Genomic DNA, 15,265 nt, shown 5'->3' with positions numbered 1-15,265 from the left:
GACGTTGAAACTAAAGAATCGACGATGTGAAGGGGCGTTTCCGTGGCATGGCTGGGTCGGATGCGTCCGATAAGGCGAACGCCCGGGCGAATCAACGCTGGCCAGTGTCGGGTGATGCTGGAGCCGATGCCGGGACGGCCGGCTTTGGCGGCCCCGCATCCAGCAGCGCGGCGATCTCGGGGTCGCGCTGGCCGATGTCCCATTCGCCGGCGTTGACCTTGGCGAATTGCTCCATGCACAGTTGCTCGACCGTTCCGGGCTGCTCATGCTCGAGGGCCACGCGCATCACGTCGAGCTGCTGGTTGGTAAAGCTGCCGATCAGCGTGGCGTGCTGGTCCAGCAGGCTCTGGTTGGCCTGCCGCTCGCTTTCGCTGGGGCCATTGGCGGCCGCGTCTTCGAGGCGCTGGCGATAGACGCGGGCCACGGCCAGCCGCGCCGCGTTGCGGTCCAGCCAGAGTGTCCACGCCGCTTCGACGGCCTTGCGCGCCTGGGGCGCATGCTCGACACAGAAGTCGACCGTATTGCGCAGCACGGCCTCGTCCATCTGGGGCACCAGCCCGGCGGACACGGCAAGCTCGCTGCGGGCGTCGCGCTGCGAAGGCGGGGCCGGCGGCGTCTGCGCTTCGCGTGAGCATGCCGTTGTCACAAGGGCGGCCAGGGCGGTGACCAGCATCATCTGGATGGATTCGAGGCGGTACATCCGGGGCAGGTTGTCTGTCGATGGCCGGCATTCTACCGGCCGGGCGCCACGCGCCGGGGTTTCAGTGGCGCCAGCGGGTAGAATGCCGCTCCTTCCGCATCCATCCCAGTGCACACGTAAATGGCAGTCACGCGCAGTAAGAGGCAGGCAACGCTGATCGGGCTCGTCGCGGTCCTTTTGTGGAGTTCGATCGTCGGACTGATCCGGAGTGTCAGTGAAAGTTTCGGGGCCACGGGCGGCGCCGCGCTGATCTATACGGTTGCTGCCGCACTGCTCTGGCTCACCGTGGGCCCGCCTCGCACGCGGGTACTGCCGCGCGCCTACCTGATCTGGGGCAGCCTGCTGTTCGTGGCCTACGAACTCTGCCTGTCACTGTCCATCGGATACGCCAACACCGGCAGGCAGGCCATCGAGGTAGGCATGGTCAACTACCTGTGGCCGAGCTTCACGATGCTGGCCGCCATCGCCTTCAATGGCCAGCGGGCCAACTGGCTGGTGGTGCCGGGATTCCTGGTGGCCGTCCTGGGGATTGCGTCGGTGCTGGGCGGCGACCAGGGGCTGGATCTGGCCGGCATGGCCGGCAACGTGCGGGACAACCCGCTCAGCTATGGCCTGGCGTTCGCCGGGGCCCTGATCTGGGCCGCGTATTGCACCGTGACCAGCCGTATCGCGCAAGGCAAAAACGCTGTGACGCTGTTCTTCATGCTGACGGCGCTGGCGCTATGGGGCAAATACCTGATCACCGATGGCGAAACCATGGTGTTCGGTCTCAGGGGCGTTACGAACCTGGTGCTCGCGGCCTGTGCGATGGGGTTCGGCTATGCCGCCTGGAATGTCGGCATCCTGCACGGCAACGTCACCGTGCTGGCGGGCGCGTCGTACTTTATCCCGGTGATCTCGGCCGCGCTGGCGGCCGTGCTGCTGCACGCGCCGCTTTCCTTGTCGTTCTGGAAAGGCGCGGCAATGGTCTGCGCGGGGTCCATCCTGTGCTGGCTCGCGACGCGCGGCCGCAGCGCGGCACCGGCTGCAAGGCGATCCGGGGCATGAGCACCGCCCGACAGGCACGCGCGGCGCGCCGGTCGGGCGCGCCTCGCGTACGCCAGCCGTCCGGCCCTCAGGCGCCTTGCGCCATCCGCATCGGTCGCGCTGTTACTGGCACTGGCTGAGCGCGCCCGCAGCGTTGCTGTCGTCGCCGCGGAAGCCCAGCCACGAGCCTGGCCCGTTGGTGGATTTGCGCACGACGGCTGCGGACCCGGCTGGCGGTTGCTGACCTGGCACGTAGACATCGAATGCCTGGTCATTGGCCAGCATGTATTGCATCCAAACCTGCTGGTTGGTGGCATCCGCCCATTTCTGCCCGATGCATTGCGCGGCCGCCTTCGGCGCCAGCTTGCTTTCGCCAACGGCTCGCGTGGTGGGCGTTGGCGGCGGGGTGTAGGGGGCGGGCATGTTGGCGCAGCCTGCAAGCGTGGCCACGGCCAGTACGACGATGACGGGATACTTCATATTATTGACTCCATATCCGATCGTGGAAGGCACCGACGGCCTGCCCATCGGTTGGGATGCCGGCCGGTGCGTCTGGGTGTGCGGTACGCAAGCGATACTCCACGTCGTACCAGATACGAGTCTAGGCGCCAGATGCCCGATACGCCTATGCCCGGTGCGCCATCTCGCCGTGTCGGTCTTTGTCTGATCCTGAAAACCGCCTTTGGGGAAACTTTCGGGCGCCGCAGGCGTCGCTATCTGCATATCCGTGATGCAACAGCGCAGGGGGCGCGACAGATGAACATGGCAATCGTGGCGAGTCATCCGTGGTTTGGCACGGCGATGGGTGCAGTTGCCGCCATTCTGCTCGGGCTGCTCGCCCACCGGCTGGGCGGCCTGCTGCTGTTGCGGATGACCCGCCATACCCCGGTGCTGCATGCGATGGTGGTGAAGGCCCGCGTGCCCGCCAAGGTGGTGGTGCCGCTGTTCCTGCTGCAGACCACCTGGCAGGCCGCGCCCGACGACCTGGCCTGGATCAACAGCGTCCGGCATCTGAACGGCCTGCTGATGATCGTGTCGATGACCTGGCTGCTGGTGCGCATCATCGCCGGGTTCGCGCAGGGTGTGCTGGACCAGCACCCGGTCAATGTGGCCGACAACATGGGCGCGCGCCGCATCCACACCCAGACGCGCGTGATCTCGCGGATCGCCATGACGCTGGTCATCGTGATGGGCGCGGCCATGCTGCTGATGACGTTTCCGGGCGCGCGGCAGGTGGGCGCGAGCCTGCTGGCATCGGCCGGCGTGGTCGGCCTGATTGCCGGTTTTGCGGCCAAGCCCGTGTTCAGCAACATGATCGCCGGGCTGCAGCTGGCCCTGACGCAGCCGCTGCGGCTTGACGACGTGCTGATCGTCGAGGGCGAATGGGGCCGCGTGGAAGAAATCACCAGCACCTATGTGGTGCTGCAGATCTGGGACGAACGCCGCCTGATTATTCCGCTGCAGTATTTCATCGAAAAGCCATTCCAGAACTGGACCCGCAACAGCGCCCAGATCATGGGGTCGGTCTTTTTTCACGTGGACTACGGCATGCCGCTGGCGCCGTTGCGCGAGGCACTGACCCGCATCGTCCATGCGCGTCCCGAGTGGGATGGCAGATTCTTTAATCTCGTGGTCAGCGACACCACCGACAAGACGATGCAGTTGCGGGTGCTGTGCACCGCGGCGTCCTCAGGGCTTGCATGGGATCTGCGCTGCGCCGTGCGTGAGGCACTGATCGACTTCATGCAGCGCGAGTATCCGCAGTTCCTGCCCAGGTTGCGGATCGAGGGCGACGGGGACCGGCCCGCGGTGCAGCCCGTGCAGTCGGGGCCCGCCTGATCGTCGCCAAAAAAACAGGCTGCTTCCTAGAGGGGAAAGGAAGCAGCCTAATGTGCCGGAACGGAAAGTCATTGGCCGAATGACGCTACTGGCCAAACATTAACCATGCATTAATCCGCGTGCACAGGCGCCCGCTGGATCCCGTAATTTTCGTCCGTTTGCAAATCGGCAACGCTGTACCTGATCGATACTCAGAAAGCGTTGACTCATTTGGAGCGCTCCCTCTACACTCGCCGGCAAAGGTTCCTCGCGGCTAGGGTCAGCCGGAAAGAACGGGAGCAAAAAAAATGGGCAAGCATAGCCCCACAAGGCAGCCGGGTCGCGGACGCATATTTGCGCCTGCGCCAGACGGGATTATCGGGATCGTCGGGATTATCGGGTCGGGCAGGGGCGCCACTTCGCGCGCCCGGGCGCCGTCGTCCGGCTTCACGCTGGTCGAACTGATGATCACGGTCGCCATCATCGGCATCATCGCCGCATTCGTATTTCCCTCGTATACCAGTTATGTCGTCCGCGGCAACCGCGCGGCCGCCGAGTCCTACATGCTGGAACTGGCGAGCCTGCAGGAGCGGTTCATGGTCGACAACCGCGCCTATGCCGCCAGCCTGGCGGCGCTGAACGCCCCGGCCACGCCGGCCAGCGTGTCGGCGTACTACCAGATCACCGTGACCGCCACCGCGACGCCGCCGGCCTATACGATCACGGCCGCGCCAATCGGCAGCCAGGCGTCGCGCGATACCAGCTGCGGCACGCTGGCCCTGACGCAGGCCGGCGACAAGAGCGCCACCGGCGCTGCCGGACAGGCCGGCTGCTGGAGATAAGCATGCCGGTCAATCTGGGATCAGCAAGCCGCTCGCGCCGTGTGGCCGGGACGAATGGGCAGGCCAGGGGCTTTACCCTGGTCGAACTGATCGTGACGCTACTGGTGCTGACCATCCTGTCCACCATGGCGGCGCCTTCGTTCCAGCAATTCATTGCCGGCCAGCGCCTGCGCAATGCGGCCAGCGACCTGGCGTCGGCGGTCACGCTGATGCGCAGCGAGGCCGTCAAGCGCAATGGCATCACGACGCTGTCGGCCAATGGCACGTGGTCGGCCGGCTGGGTCGTCACGGCCGGCACCGAGCGCCTGCGTGCCTATGGCCCCTATACGGATATCACCGTCAGCACGGCGGGCGGGAACTCGCTGTGGGTCGGCAACGATGGCCGGCCCGGCAACGGCAGCCAGACGTTCCAGGTCTCGATGGGGGGCACCGGCACGTCGAACGTCGTCTGTATCCAGATCAACGGCACCGGCCGTGTGGCCACTGTCAGCGGAGCCTGCTCATGAACACGTCTGTCCGTACTCGCCGGTGGCGGCGTTCCGGCAGCGGCCCGCGAGCCTCGCAGCGCGGGTCGACGCTGATCGAGGTGCTGGTCTCGGTGGTGATCGTGCTGGTGGCGTTGCTCGGCACAGCCGGGATGATTGCGCGCTCGGGCCAGACGGAAATGGAGTCGTACCAGCGTGGGCAGGCGTTGACGCTGCTCCAGGACATGGTGGCGCGGCTCAACGCCAACCGGCAGGTCATCGGCTGCTACGCAAGCGGGCCAAACGCCACCGTGGCGGGCAGCACGACGGTGCCGCCAGCCGCGTGCACGGTGGGAACCAACGCGCAACGCGCAGTGGCCGCCTCAGACCTGGCGACATGGGGCGCGGCCCTGCAGGGCAGTGCGGAGACCGATGGGGGCAACAAGGTGGGCGCGATGATCGGGGCGCTGGGCTGTATCGAGGCGATCGATCCCGCCACGCAGACGTACCGCGTCACGGTAGCCTGGCAAGGCCTGGCCAAAACGGGGGCGCCGGCGTTGCCGTGCGGGCAGAACCAGTTCGGCAATGACGCGAACCGGCGTGCGGTCAGCGTGCAGGTGCGGATCGGGGTGCTGTCATGACGCGGCACGTTCCCGTGCGACACATCGCGCCGATGCGCCGCCAGCGAGGCCTGTCGCTGGTGGAACTGATGGTGTCGATGACGCTTGGCCTGCTGCTGATCACGGCGCTGGCGACGCTGTACTTCCATACCAGCCGTGCGCGCAATGCGTTTTCAAACAGCGCCGAGCAGATCGAGAACGGCCGATACGCGCTGGACATCATGAGCCGCGAGGTGGAACTGGCCGGCTTCTTCGGCCCCGCCAACGTGGCGGCCGGCGCGCTGGTGTCGGCCCCCGACCTGTGCGCGACGGACCCGGCGTCGCTCGGCTTCTCGGCGTCGCCCGCCACCGTGCCGCTTGCCGTGCAGGGCTTCGCGCCGGGCGCCGTGGCGCCATGCCTGCCCAACCTGCTGGCCGGATCGGAGATCCTGGCCGTGCGGCGCGTCAGCACCACGCCGGTGTCGGCCGCGGTGGTCGGGACGCCATACCTGCAGGCTTCCTACTGTGCCGACGACACGGCATCGCTGGTATTCGACGCCAGCGCGCCGGCGTTCAAGCTGCGCACCAAGGCCTGCGACAGCGCGGTGCCATCCGAACTGCGTGCGGCGGTGGTCCGCATCTTCTACCTGGCCGGATGCGACCTGTGCACCGGCGCAGGCGACGGCAAGCCAACGCTGAAGATGGCGGAACTGTTCAATGGCGCCTTCCGCGTGCAGTCCGTGGCCAACGGCATCGAGGACATGCATCTGTCGTACGGGGTCGACCTCGATGGTAACGGCGCGCCGGACTGCTACGTCGCCGACCCCGGTGCCGACCACTCGGCGGATTGCACCGGTGCGCCCGCCTACGACTGGTCCGTGCCGCTGACGAACTGGCGCAACGTGACCGCCGTGCGGGTCCAGTTGCTGGCCCGCACCGCCGTGGTGACCAGTGGCTGGACCGACCAGCGCACCTACGATCTGGGTCGGGCCCAGGCAAGCGGCCCGTTCCGGGATGGATACAAGCGCCACGTCTATGCGGAACTGGCCCGCGTTGCCAACATTGCCGGTTCCCGGGAGTCCCAATGAGTCCGATCCGACATCGCCAGAACGGCGTCACGCTGCTGATCACGCTGGTGTTCCTGGTCGTGTTCCTGATGCTGACCATCTCGCTGGTGGGCTCCAGCGTGGTCAATACCAAGGTGGCGGCGAACCAGCAGTACGGCGTGGAGGCGCGCCACGCCGCGCAGCAAGGGATCGAACAGGTCATCAGCCAGGACTTCACGGCGGCGCCGGTGGCCAGGACCGTGCCCGTCGACGTGACGGGCGACGGCAAGGCCGACTACACCGTGCAGGTCGCCGCACCGGTCTGCGAGACCAGCAAGCCGGTCAAGAATATCGAACTCGACGAGAACAATGCCGACGATGTGTCCTGTTTCGTGGGCAATGGCAACAACAACACCGGCATCGTGACCGGGAGCGGCGGCGGGGGCGGCAATTCGCTCTGTAACGGGACCCAGTGGGACGTGGCCGCGACGGTCAGCGATACCGCCGTGACCGCCAGCCGCACCACCCTGCATCAGGGGATTGCCGTGCGGGTGCCGTATGGCACCGCATGTCCGTCGTGACCATGGCCCGGCCGATTGCCTGACCGATCGCCAAACCGTTTTCCAGCTAGCTGTCTTCTTCCGGGCTCCGCACTCATGCGCATCTCTTCTCTTTGTCTGGCCCTTGCCCTGAGCCTGGCCACGGCGGCGTCTCCGAGCCTGGCGGAGGATATCGACCTCTACACCGGGCTGCAGCCCCAGGCGGGCAAGCCGAACGTGCTGATCATTCTCGACAATGCGTCGACGTGGGATGCCTCCGCCAGCTTCACCTGCTCCACGGACGGTGTGGTCAGCAGCAACAACGCCGGCAAGGACGTAGGCGCGCTGCAGTGCGCGCTCTATAACGCGATCAACTCGATCACGACGTCGCCCACGCTCTTCGGCAACATCAACATCGGGTTGATGATGTTCGGCACCGGCAACAACGCAGGCGGCAAGATGCGCTATCCGGGCGCGGCGCCGTACAAGTTGCCGCTGATGGACGAGAAGGGGATCCCCGCATTCCTTACCTACCTGAAGTCGATCGACCGGCAGGCCGACAACTCGAACAATTCGCAGGTAGGCGGCGCGATGCAGGAGGCCTGGGCCTTCTTCTCGGGCAACACGGGGCTGTCCGGTACCAAGTACGCGTCGCCGATCGACAACCCGTGCCAGCGCAACTTCATCATCTACATTGGCAACGCCGTGAACAACGGCAAGCCGCAGGACACCGGACAGAACGCCTTCGATTCACTGGTCAGCGCCGGCGCCACCAAGGCGCAGCAGCAGGAAATCGTGCTGGCGACCAACGCCAAGTACCAGAGCAACTGGGGCGACGAGTGGGCGCGGTTCCTGAACCAGACCGATGTGCTGGGCAACATGGACAACCGTCAGAACGTGACGACGTACACGATCGCGGTGACCGACAACAACAACCCCGACTACGTGCAGCTGGCCCAGAGCATGGGCACCAACGGCGGGGGCAAGTCGTATACGGTGCAGCTTGGCGATGCCAACGGCCTGGCGGCCGACCTGCTTTCGATCTTCAATGAGGTGCAGGCCGTGAACAGCGTGTTCGCGTCAGTCAGCCTGCCGGCATCGGTCAACGCGCAGGGGCAGTTCCTGAACCAGGTGTACATCGGCATGTTCCGGCCCGACGCCACGGCGGCGCCGCGCTGGATGGGCAACCTCAAGCAGTACAAGGTGGGCTACGACAAGACCGGCAAGCTCGTGATGCAGGATGCGACGGGCGCATCGGCCATCAGCAACGCCCAGACGGGGTTCGTGTCGGCGAACGCGGTGAGCTACTGGACGGCTGACGCGCCGCTGTCGTTTTCAGGTGGCAAGTATGGCGGCACGGTCAAGAACTGGCCAAGCACGGGTTACTGGCAGAACAGCCCGTCCGGCACGGGGTGGAAGCTCGACACGCCCGACGGGGAAATCGTCGAAAAGGGCGGCGTCGGCGAGATGATGCGCGTGCAGTGGCTGACCAGCCAGGACTCGCGCACGCTGCTGACCTGCAATGGCGTGGGCAATTGCCCGGTGTCGGCCGCGTTCCCGAGTTTCGATGCGTCGAATAGCTGGCTGACGGGCTCGACCGGGCTGGCGGCGTTCAATGGCGGCACCAATGGCGGGGCCACGATCACCGCGACCGAATTGCCCAAGCTCATTGCCTGGATGCGCGGCCAGGACGAGGCGGCCGTCGACAACAAGAGCATCGCCGGCATTGAAAGCGAAACGGGCCCGGGCTCGCCCGTCACGGTGCGGTCATCGATCCACGCCGATGTGCTGCATTCGCGCCCGGCCGTGGTCAACTATGGCGGCACCACGGGCGTGGTGGTGTTCTACGGCACCAACGACGGCGTATTCCACGCCGTCAACGGCAACCAGACACAGGGCATCGGCACGGTGCGGCCCGGCGGCGAACTGTGGGGCTTCGTGGCACCGGAATTCCTGGACAGGCTGAGCCGGCTCTACACCAACTCGCCTGAAGTCAAGCTGTCGACCACGCCGGCAGGCATCTCGCCGGAGCCCAAGCCGCGCGATTACTTCTTCGATGGCAGCACCACGGTGATGCAGGACCAGCGGGACCCGGCCAATCCCCGCGTGATGCTGTACCTGACCGCGCGGCGCGGAGGCCGGCTGGTCTATGCGCTCGATGTCACCAACCCCGCGAGCCCGCGCTTTGTGTGGAAGCGGTCCAACGCCGATATCCCGGAACTGGGGCAGAGCTGGTCGCAACCGAAGGTGGCACGCGTGCGCGGCAATACGAATCCGGTGATCATCATGGGCGCCGGCTACGATCCGGCCGAGGACAGCGATCCGTCGCCTGGCGTGGATACCATGGGCCGGGGCGTGCTGGTGCTGGACGCCTACACGGGCAACATGGTGTGGTCGGCGCAGCCATCCTGCATGGGCGCCACCGGCGCCTGCACGGCGGTGCCCGCACTGACCCGCTCGATTCCGTCGGACGTCACCACGCTGGATCGCAACGGCGATGGCTACGTGGAGCGGATCTACGTCGGCGACGTGGGCGGCAACGTCTGGCGGGCCGATTTCGAAACCGCTGGCGGCACCGCGCCGGCCAACTGGACGATGAACAAGCTCGCCGCGCTGGGCGGCGCGGCCAATACCAACAGTGCGCGCAAGTTCGTCTATGCGCCCGACGTGATTTCCACGCGCGGCTACGACGCGGTGTCCCTGGGGTCCGGCGACCGCGAGCATCCGCTCTATTCGGCCTCCGCCACGCCGGGCACGGCCTACAACGTGGTCAACCGGCTCTACATGATCCGCGATACCAACACGTCGCGCATGCCGTCCACCTGGACGCCGTTGACAGAGGCGAACCTCGTCGATGCCACGACGGCCGGCTACGACGGTTCGCGCTCGGGCTTCTACATCACGCTGGTGAATCCCGGCGAAAAGGCCGTGAACGCGCCGCTTACCGTCGCCGGCTATACCAGCGTCGGAACGAACACGCCCTCGGTGCCCAAGGCCGGCGTCTGCTATCCGAACCTGGGCACGGCGCGCAGCTATTCGTACAGCTTCCTGACCAGCGCGGGGCTGAATCCCGACCGCTCCATCATTCTGGATGGCGGCGGGTTCCCGCCGTCGCCGGTATTCGGCGTGGTGAGCGTCGACAAGGACGGGCAGCCCGTGGTAGTGCCGGTGCTGTTCGGGGTGGGCAACCAGAACAGCAGCGCCGGCGGCGACGACAAATCGGCGCTGGGCGTGCAGAAGGTGGCGCTGACCGGCGTGGGCAAGCGCAAGCGCATCTACTGGTATCCCGAGACCGACCAGAAGTAAGCCGGCGGCCTGACGTACCCGGCCCGCAAAAAGAAGAACGGGCAGCCCACGCTGCCCGTTCTTCCGTTGCGACTCCCCCGTCACTGCGCGACAGCCACTTTCCCCTCAATTTCCCGATCGATCTGCTGCCCCCGTTGCAGCGTCTGCTGCTGGCGCAGTGCCTCGGTCGTGGTGCCCTGGCCGTTCGGTGCCCAGCCCGGAGGCATCGTCAGGTAGCCGATGGCGCTCGCCAGGCTGCCCGATGCCAGCATGTCCTTGCCCAGGCTGATCCAGTGTTCGAACTGGTTGACCAGCGGGTTGTGCGTGGTGGTCGGGTGGACCAGCCCGAAGCGGCACGGTTCGTCGTCGCGCTCTGCCACGTAGGTGCCGAACAGGCGGTCGAACAGGATCAGCACGCCGCCGTAGTTGGCATCGAGGTAGTCCACGTTGGAAGCATGATGGACGCGGTGGGCCGACGGGGTGTTGAACACGTATTCGAGCCAGCCGAGCCGGGGAATCCAGGTGGTGTGCAGCCAGAACTGGTACAGCAGGTTCAGGCTCAGCGTGGCCAGTACCACCTCGGGGCGCACGCCCAGGAAGACCAGCGGCGCGAAGAAGATGGCGGTGCCGGTGATCTTGCCGGTCCAGCCCAGCCGATACGCGGTGCCCAGCGTCAGTTCATTGGGCGAGTGGTGCACGGCGTGCGTGGCCCAGAAGAAGCGGATGCGGTGCGAGGCGCGGTGATACCAGTAGTAGCAGAATTCCTGGCCGACGAAGAGCAGCAGCACGGCCAGCGCGCTGTTGATCTCCACCGTGAAGATGCGGTGCTGCCAGGCCAGTGCAAAGATCGGCGTGGCCAGCGACAGCGGCAGGAAGGCCATCAGCTTGCGGCCGATCATGTCGACCAGCGACAGGGCCATTTCGTGCCACGGATAGGTCTTGCCTTGCTGGCGCGCCTTGCGGGCCAGGAACGCGGCTTCGACCATCGACGCGGCGACGATGACGCCGGTGGCCAGGAGGGTGATTTGATGAAGTTGCATGATCGTCCTTTCGGTTTGGCGGTGACGCTGGCGTAGCTGTCGCGGCGTCGGTGAGCCAAATGTAGGGGGCGATCGGGCGGGGCGCCATGCGGGAAGTATGTCGCCCCATGTCACCGCGCGGAAAGCCGCGCCGGGTAACGGTTTGCGGGCGATGGCGAGGGCGCCCGACGGCGCCGGTGACACAGGGGGATGCGGCGGAGCCGGCGCATGCGGCGTCCCGGTCGCCCGCCCGTCAGGCCGGGGCAGGGCGCCGGGGCCCGGCCATCGGCCGGATAGCCCTTACATGCGATACCGCACCGTCGCCATCACGCTGCGCGGGGCGCCGGGCAGGTTCAGGTTCGGGCTCGAACCGTGCCCGGAAACGATGTAGCCCTGGTTGAAGAGGTTGTACACGTTGAGCTGGGCCTCGAACTTGCCGCGCCGGTACCACGCCACCATGTCGGCGGTGACATAGCCCGGCAGCGTCACGGTGTTGGCCGGATCGGCCTGCCGCGCGCCCACCAGGTTCAGCCCGCCGCCCAGGCCGAAGCCGTGGCCGAGGTCCTTGGTGATCCAGACATTGCCGGAATGGCGCGGCGTCAGCGTGGCCCGCTTGCCTTGCAGCGCGGGGGTGGACTGCGTGACCACGGCATCCAGATAGGCATAGCCGGCCAGCATGCGCCAGCCGCCGCCCAGTTGCGCGGCACCGCTCAGTTCCAGGCCATCGGTGCGCTGCTCGCCGATCGGGATCAGCGCGGTACCGGTGGCGTTGGCCACCTTGATGTTGGTGCGCTCGATGCGGAACAGCGATACCGTGGTGCTGGCCTTGCCATCCAGGAAGTCATACTTGGCGCCCACCTCGGTATTGCGCGTGGTTTCCGGCGCCAGCTGGGCGTTGTTGGCGGCCAGCGAGAAGGCTTCGCCGGACGGCTGGAACGACCGGCTCCACGACAGGTAGTACGACTGCTGCTTCGACGGTTGCCAGACCAGGCCCGCGCGCGGGCTCCACGCATTGTCCGTGCGCGACAGGTCGGCCTGTCCCGGCACGCGCTGGAAGGTCTCCTGCTCGAAGCGGTCGTAGCGCACGCCCACCAGCGCCTTCCACTGCTCGGAGAACTGGATCATGTCCTGCGTGTAGAGCCCCAGCGTCTTGAAGACGCCCAGGTTGCTCGTGCCGGGGTTGCCGCCGACCAGGCGCGGCAACGTGGGCAATATCGGGTTGAACAGCGCAAAGTTCGCCACCGCACCGGCCGAATTTCGCACCGGCGCCGTGTAGTTCATCACGTCCTTGTTCTGCTGGCCCACTTCCACGCCGTACAGCAGTTCATGCTGCATGCCCAGGAATTGCGCCTTCTGGGTCAGGTCGGTCTGGTTGAACCACCCGTGCTCTTCACGATAGACATTGCCGTGATTCATCGTGAAGGTCTGGGCCGCTTCGTTGACCGTGTTGGTCAGCGTGTTGTTCCGCTCCAGCGAGTAATGGTAGTAGCGCGTGGCATTGCGGATCGACCAGTTTTCGTTGAAGCGATGGTTGACCGTTGCCGTGCCCGAGTACACGCGGCTCTGGCTGTAGTCCGAGTCGCGGGCATTGGCGGCGCCGTAGTACGTGGACGGGTCCACCGCCACCGGCCGGCCCTTGTACGCCGGAATGCCGAAGTCCGTGACGCGGCGGTCTTCCAGGTAGTCGGCTTGCAGCAATACCGTCGTCTGCGGCGCCAGGCGCAGTTCCAGCGACGGCGCCACGGCCGTGCGGTTCAGGAACTGCTGCGAGCGGTAGCTGTTGGCTTCTTCGTGGGCGGCCGTGATGCGGAAGGCCGCGGCGCCATCCGCGAACACACGGCCCACATCGCCTTCGACGCGGCGATCGGCCCACATGCCATAGCTCAATGCGAAGTCCGTCACGTCGAGCCCCGGCTTCTTGGTCACGCGGTTGATCAGGCCACCCGACGAACCCCGGCCATACAGCACCGCGGCCGGGCCCTTGATGACCTCGACCCGATCGACGTTGGACAGATCGCGAAAGTACAGCGCGTCGTCGCGAATGCCGTCGACGAACTGGTCGGCAATGGCCGAAAAGCCACGAATCGATACCTGGTCGCGCTGCCCGTCGCCCGTCGAAAAACTCACGCCCGGCACGTTCTTGAGCACGTCCTGCATCGACGTGGCGCGCTGGTCCTGCATGACCTCGGCAGTCACCACGTTGACCGTCTGGGGAATGTCGCGCAGCGGGGCGTCGGTCTTGGTAGCGCTGACGGTGTTGGACGGGTTATACCCGGTGCCCAGCTCCTTGCTGGCGTCGGCCTTGACGGTGACCGCCGGCAGGTTTTGCGGCGCCGGCGTGGCGCCTTGCGCGTGAACCAGCCCGACGAGCAGGGCCGGGCAAGCGGCCAGCGACCGGGTAATACGGTGATTGTGCAGATAACGGCCCATTTCCCTAGTGTAATGTCTTGTAATAATAAGAAATGGGAGCGATTATCATTTGCAAGTATCCCTGCGGTCAATGTGATTATTTCGGTGCAATGTCATGCTGCGTCATAGGGGCGGGCACTAGCTTGTGTGCCCATCCATAAGCAATAGAATCAAGAGGCTGGGCGCACGCGCTCCGAAGGCAGGCGGGAGACGGGAAATGGTTGCCATACGCGGGATGCTCGCGGGAGTCGTGGCCGGGACGGCCCTGATGCTGGGCGGATGCGTGGCCTATCCGGGCTATGACACCTATGGCACGACCTATGGCAGCTATGCCGGCAGCTACAGCAGTTACACCGGCACCGGTGACGCCAGCTATCCGATCAACGCCTACGGCACGTTCTATAGCGGATATCCGTACTACTACGGCAACTACTACGGCGGCTACTACGCCGGCTATCCCTACGGATATCCGTATGGCTACGCGGGCTGGCCCGTCTACAGCAGCATCTGGTTCGGCTACGGGTGCTGCGGGTATCGGGGGTATTACGGACATCGCGGCTACTACGGCTACCGTGGCGGGTATGGCTATCACGGTGGATATCACGGCGGCTACTACGGCGGCTACCACGGCTACGGCGGGGGCTACCGCGGGTACGGCGGCGGGTATGGCAGGGGATATGGTGGCGGGTATGGCGGTGGATATGGTGGCGCGTATGGCGGCGGCTACCGTGGCGGCGGCCGGGGGGGTGGCAGGGGCCGCTAGGCGGCCGTCCTTCGCTTGATCGTGGCTGCTACGGCAACTGGCGCAACTGGCCGATGACGGACATCAGCCTGCCGTGGGCCACCGTGACCGATGCTTCGTCCTGCAGGGCTTCCTGATAGCGCCGGCGGAATGCCTGGTCGCCGTGTTCGCTGAACAGTTTCTGCGTGGCGCCGGCCACGGCGCGGCAGGTTTCATCGTGATGCTCGTCGCCGTCGAGTTCCTCGTCGATCTCGATGATCAGGCGCGACAACGGATCGAGCCAGCGGAAGAACGATTCCTCCGTCACCAGTTGCACAAACTGTCCTGCGGGAATCGGCCCATGCAGTCTTTCATACTGGCCGCGGTCATAGCCGATGACCTCCTTGTGGACCTGGAGCAACGCCGCCCGCAAGGCACGCAGCCCTGAGCGGCGGGTTTCCTGGGTAGCAAGGAACTGTTCGCTGGGCATGCCCATCTCCACTTTTCCTGTTCATGGGGCAGGCCGTATCGACATGACCTTCGGTGGCGTCCTCCCGGGGCCACCATTCACCCGCCCGTTGTTATCGGAAACACACGTCCACGCCCGATGGCATGCACGGTGTGCAAGTCAGTATAGGCAGCGTCATGGCCCCAATCTAGCGCGCCCGCCTAGCGAAATACCCGTATTGCGGCCCTGCGGCAACGGGTGCCCGCCATGCCGGACGCGCCCTGTGGCGCATGCCGGCGTTGCAGTGCAACGTTGTGCCTGCGCGTTGCGGCTGGCTTCGCCGCGGGGA

14 protein-coding genes are annotated in these 15,265 nt (G+C 65.9%); 9 read left to right on the top strand and 5 right to left on the bottom strand.

The window, feature by feature from the left end:
* Nucleotides 1-91 precede the first annotated feature (91 nt).
* A complete protein-coding gene (locus AC3FJ6_RS19035; protein WP_488773274.1) occupies nucleotides 92-700 on the bottom strand; it encodes a hypothetical protein in 609 nt (202 codons plus the stop codon).
* A gap of 120 nt (nucleotides 701-820) precedes the next feature.
* Here AC3FJ6_RS19035 and yddG point away from each other — a divergent pair, with 120 nt between their 5' ends.
* Nucleotides 821-1,747: an aromatic amino acid DMT transporter YddG gene (gene yddG / locus AC3FJ6_RS19030; protein ID WP_488773273.1), complete on the top strand. Its 927-nt coding sequence runs from the start codon at nucleotides 821-823 to the stop codon at nucleotides 1,745-1,747.
* A gap of 102 nt (nucleotides 1,748-1,849) precedes the next feature.
* Here the strand turns inward: yddG and AC3FJ6_RS19025 are convergent, their stop codons facing one another.
* Nucleotides 1,850-2,206: a hypothetical protein gene (locus AC3FJ6_RS19025; RefSeq protein ID WP_153947938.1), complete on the bottom strand. Its 357-nt coding sequence runs from the start codon at nucleotides 2,204-2,206 to the stop codon at nucleotides 1,850-1,852.
* Nucleotides 2,207-2,482: 276 nt separating this feature from the next.
* Here AC3FJ6_RS19025 and AC3FJ6_RS19020 point away from each other — a divergent pair, with 276 nt between their 5' ends.
* The 7 genes from AC3FJ6_RS19020 to AC3FJ6_RS18990 all read left to right on the top strand — a co-directional run bounded on the left by AC3FJ6_RS19020 (nucleotide 2,483) and on the right by AC3FJ6_RS18990 (nucleotide 10,340).
* The gene (locus AC3FJ6_RS19020; RefSeq protein ID WP_488773272.1) at nucleotides 2,483-3,565 is read left to right on the top strand and encodes a mechanosensitive ion channel family protein; all 1,083 of its coding nucleotides are present in this window, start codon (nucleotides 2,483-2,485) and stop codon (nucleotides 3,563-3,565) included.
* A gap of 374 nt (nucleotides 3,566-3,939) precedes the next feature.
* Nucleotides 3,940-4,386 (top strand): type IV pilin protein, encoded by a 447-nt coding sequence (locus AC3FJ6_RS19015; protein ID WP_488773333.1) that lies wholly within the window; start codon nucleotides 3,940-3,942, stop codon nucleotides 4,384-4,386.
* Nucleotides 4,387-4,388: 2 nt separating this feature from the next.
* On the top strand, nucleotides 4,389-4,892 hold the full coding sequence (locus AC3FJ6_RS19010) for a GspH/FimT family pseudopilin (RefSeq protein WP_488773271.1): 504 nt from the start codon (nucleotides 4,389-4,391) through the stop codon (nucleotides 4,890-4,892).
* Nucleotides 4,889-5,491, top strand: coding sequence for a type IV pilus modification protein PilV (pilV, locus tag AC3FJ6_RS19005; RefSeq protein ID WP_488773270.1), 603 nt, complete (start codon nucleotides 4,889-4,891; stop codon nucleotides 5,489-5,491). The genes AC3FJ6_RS19010 and pilV overlap by 4 nt, the downstream gene beginning before the upstream one ends.
* A complete protein-coding gene (locus AC3FJ6_RS19000) occupies nucleotides 5,488-6,537 on the top strand; it encodes a PilW family protein (RefSeq protein ID WP_488773269.1) in 1,050 nt (349 codons plus the stop codon). The genes pilV and AC3FJ6_RS19000 overlap by 4 nt, the downstream gene beginning before the upstream one ends.
* Nucleotides 6,534-7,076 (top strand): pilus assembly PilX family protein, encoded by a 543-nt coding sequence (locus AC3FJ6_RS18995; protein ID WP_488773268.1) that lies wholly within the window; start codon nucleotides 6,534-6,536, stop codon nucleotides 7,074-7,076. Before AC3FJ6_RS19000 ends, AC3FJ6_RS18995 begins: the two co-directional genes overlap by 4 nt.
* A 75-nt stretch (nucleotides 7,077-7,151) precedes the next feature.
* On the top strand, nucleotides 7,152-10,340 hold the full coding sequence (locus tag AC3FJ6_RS18990) for a pilus assembly protein (protein ID WP_488773267.1): 3,189 nt from the start codon (nucleotides 7,152-7,154) through the stop codon (nucleotides 10,338-10,340).
* Between the two features lie 80 nt (nucleotides 10,341-10,420).
* Here the strand turns inward: AC3FJ6_RS18990 and AC3FJ6_RS18985 are convergent, their stop codons facing one another.
* Both AC3FJ6_RS18985 and AC3FJ6_RS18980 read right to left on the bottom strand, forming a co-directional pair.
* Entirely contained in the window at nucleotides 10,421-11,359 is a 939-nt protein-coding gene (locus AC3FJ6_RS18985; RefSeq protein WP_488773266.1) for a sterol desaturase family protein, read from the bottom strand.
* Between the two features lie 279 nt (nucleotides 11,360-11,638).
* Nucleotides 11,639-13,768, bottom strand: coding sequence for a TonB-dependent receptor (locus tag AC3FJ6_RS18980; RefSeq protein WP_488773265.1), 2,130 nt, complete (start codon nucleotides 13,766-13,768; stop codon nucleotides 11,639-11,641).
* Nucleotides 13,769-13,964: 196 nt separating this feature from the next.
* On the opposite strand from AC3FJ6_RS18980, the gene AC3FJ6_RS18975 reads away from it, so the two are divergent.
* Nucleotides 13,965-14,510 carry a hypothetical protein gene (locus AC3FJ6_RS18975; protein WP_488773264.1) on the top strand — a complete coding sequence of 182 codons (546 nt, stop codon included), beginning with the start codon at nucleotides 13,965-13,967 and terminating at the stop codon, nucleotides 14,508-14,510.
* A gap of 28 nt (nucleotides 14,511-14,538) precedes the next feature.
* Here AC3FJ6_RS18975 and AC3FJ6_RS18970 read toward each other — a convergent pair whose 3' ends face one another.
* Nucleotides 14,539-14,964, bottom strand: a complete 426-nt coding sequence (locus AC3FJ6_RS18970; protein ID WP_066740307.1) for a hypothetical protein — start codon at nucleotides 14,962-14,964, stop codon at nucleotides 14,539-14,541.
* Between the last annotated feature and the right edge of the window lie 301 nt (nucleotides 14,965-15,265).

It is taken from the genome of Cupriavidus sp. 94F1, from assembly GCF_057798875.1.
This window is presented reverse-complemented; position numbering and strand designations above follow the sequence as displayed.

What these genes read in the sequence shown, in the direction of transcription:
- AC3FJ6_RS18980 (WP_488773265.1), bottom strand. Translation starts at nt 13,768, where the DNA reads ATGGGCCGTTATCTGCACAATCACCGTATTACCCGGTCGCTGGCCGCT.
- AC3FJ6_RS19035 (WP_488773274.1), bottom strand. Translation starts at nt 700, where the DNA reads ATGTACCGCCTCGAATCCATCCAGATGATGCTGGTCACCGCCCTGGCC.
- AC3FJ6_RS19010 (WP_488773271.1), top strand. Translation starts at nt 4,389, where the DNA reads ATGCCGGTCAATCTGGGATCAGCAAGCCGCTCGCGCCGTGTGGCCGGG.
- yddG (WP_488773273.1), top strand. Translation starts at nt 821, where the DNA reads ATGGCAGTCACGCGCAGTAAGAGGCAGGCAACGCTGATCGGGCTCGTC.
- AC3FJ6_RS18970 (WP_066740307.1), bottom strand. Translation starts at nt 14,964, where the DNA reads ATGGGCATGCCCAGCGAACAGTTCCTTGCTACCCAGGAAACCCGCCGC.
- AC3FJ6_RS18985 (WP_488773266.1), bottom strand. Translation starts at nt 11,359, where the DNA reads ATGCAACTTCATCAAATCACCCTCCTGGCCACCGGCGTCATCGTCGCC.
- AC3FJ6_RS18995 (WP_488773268.1), top strand. Translation starts at nt 6,534, where the DNA reads ATGAGTCCGATCCGACATCGCCAGAACGGCGTCACGCTGCTGATCACG.
- pilV (WP_488773270.1), top strand. Translation starts at nt 4,889, where the DNA reads ATGAACACGTCTGTCCGTACTCGCCGGTGGCGGCGTTCCGGCAGCGGC.
- AC3FJ6_RS19000 (WP_488773269.1), top strand. Translation starts at nt 5,488, where the DNA reads ATGACGCGGCACGTTCCCGTGCGACACATCGCGCCGATGCGCCGCCAG.
- AC3FJ6_RS19020 (WP_488773272.1), top strand. Translation starts at nt 2,483, where the DNA reads ATGAACATGGCAATCGTGGCGAGTCATCCGTGGTTTGGCACGGCGATG.
- AC3FJ6_RS18975 (WP_488773264.1), top strand. Translation starts at nt 13,965, where the DNA reads ATGGTTGCCATACGCGGGATGCTCGCGGGAGTCGTGGCCGGGACGGCC.
- AC3FJ6_RS19025 (WP_153947938.1), bottom strand. Translation starts at nt 2,206, where the DNA reads ATGAAGTATCCCGTCATCGTCGTACTGGCCGTGGCCACGCTTGCAGGC.
- AC3FJ6_RS18990 (WP_488773267.1), top strand. Translation starts at nt 7,152, where the DNA reads ATGCGCATCTCTTCTCTTTGTCTGGCCCTTGCCCTGAGCCTGGCCACG.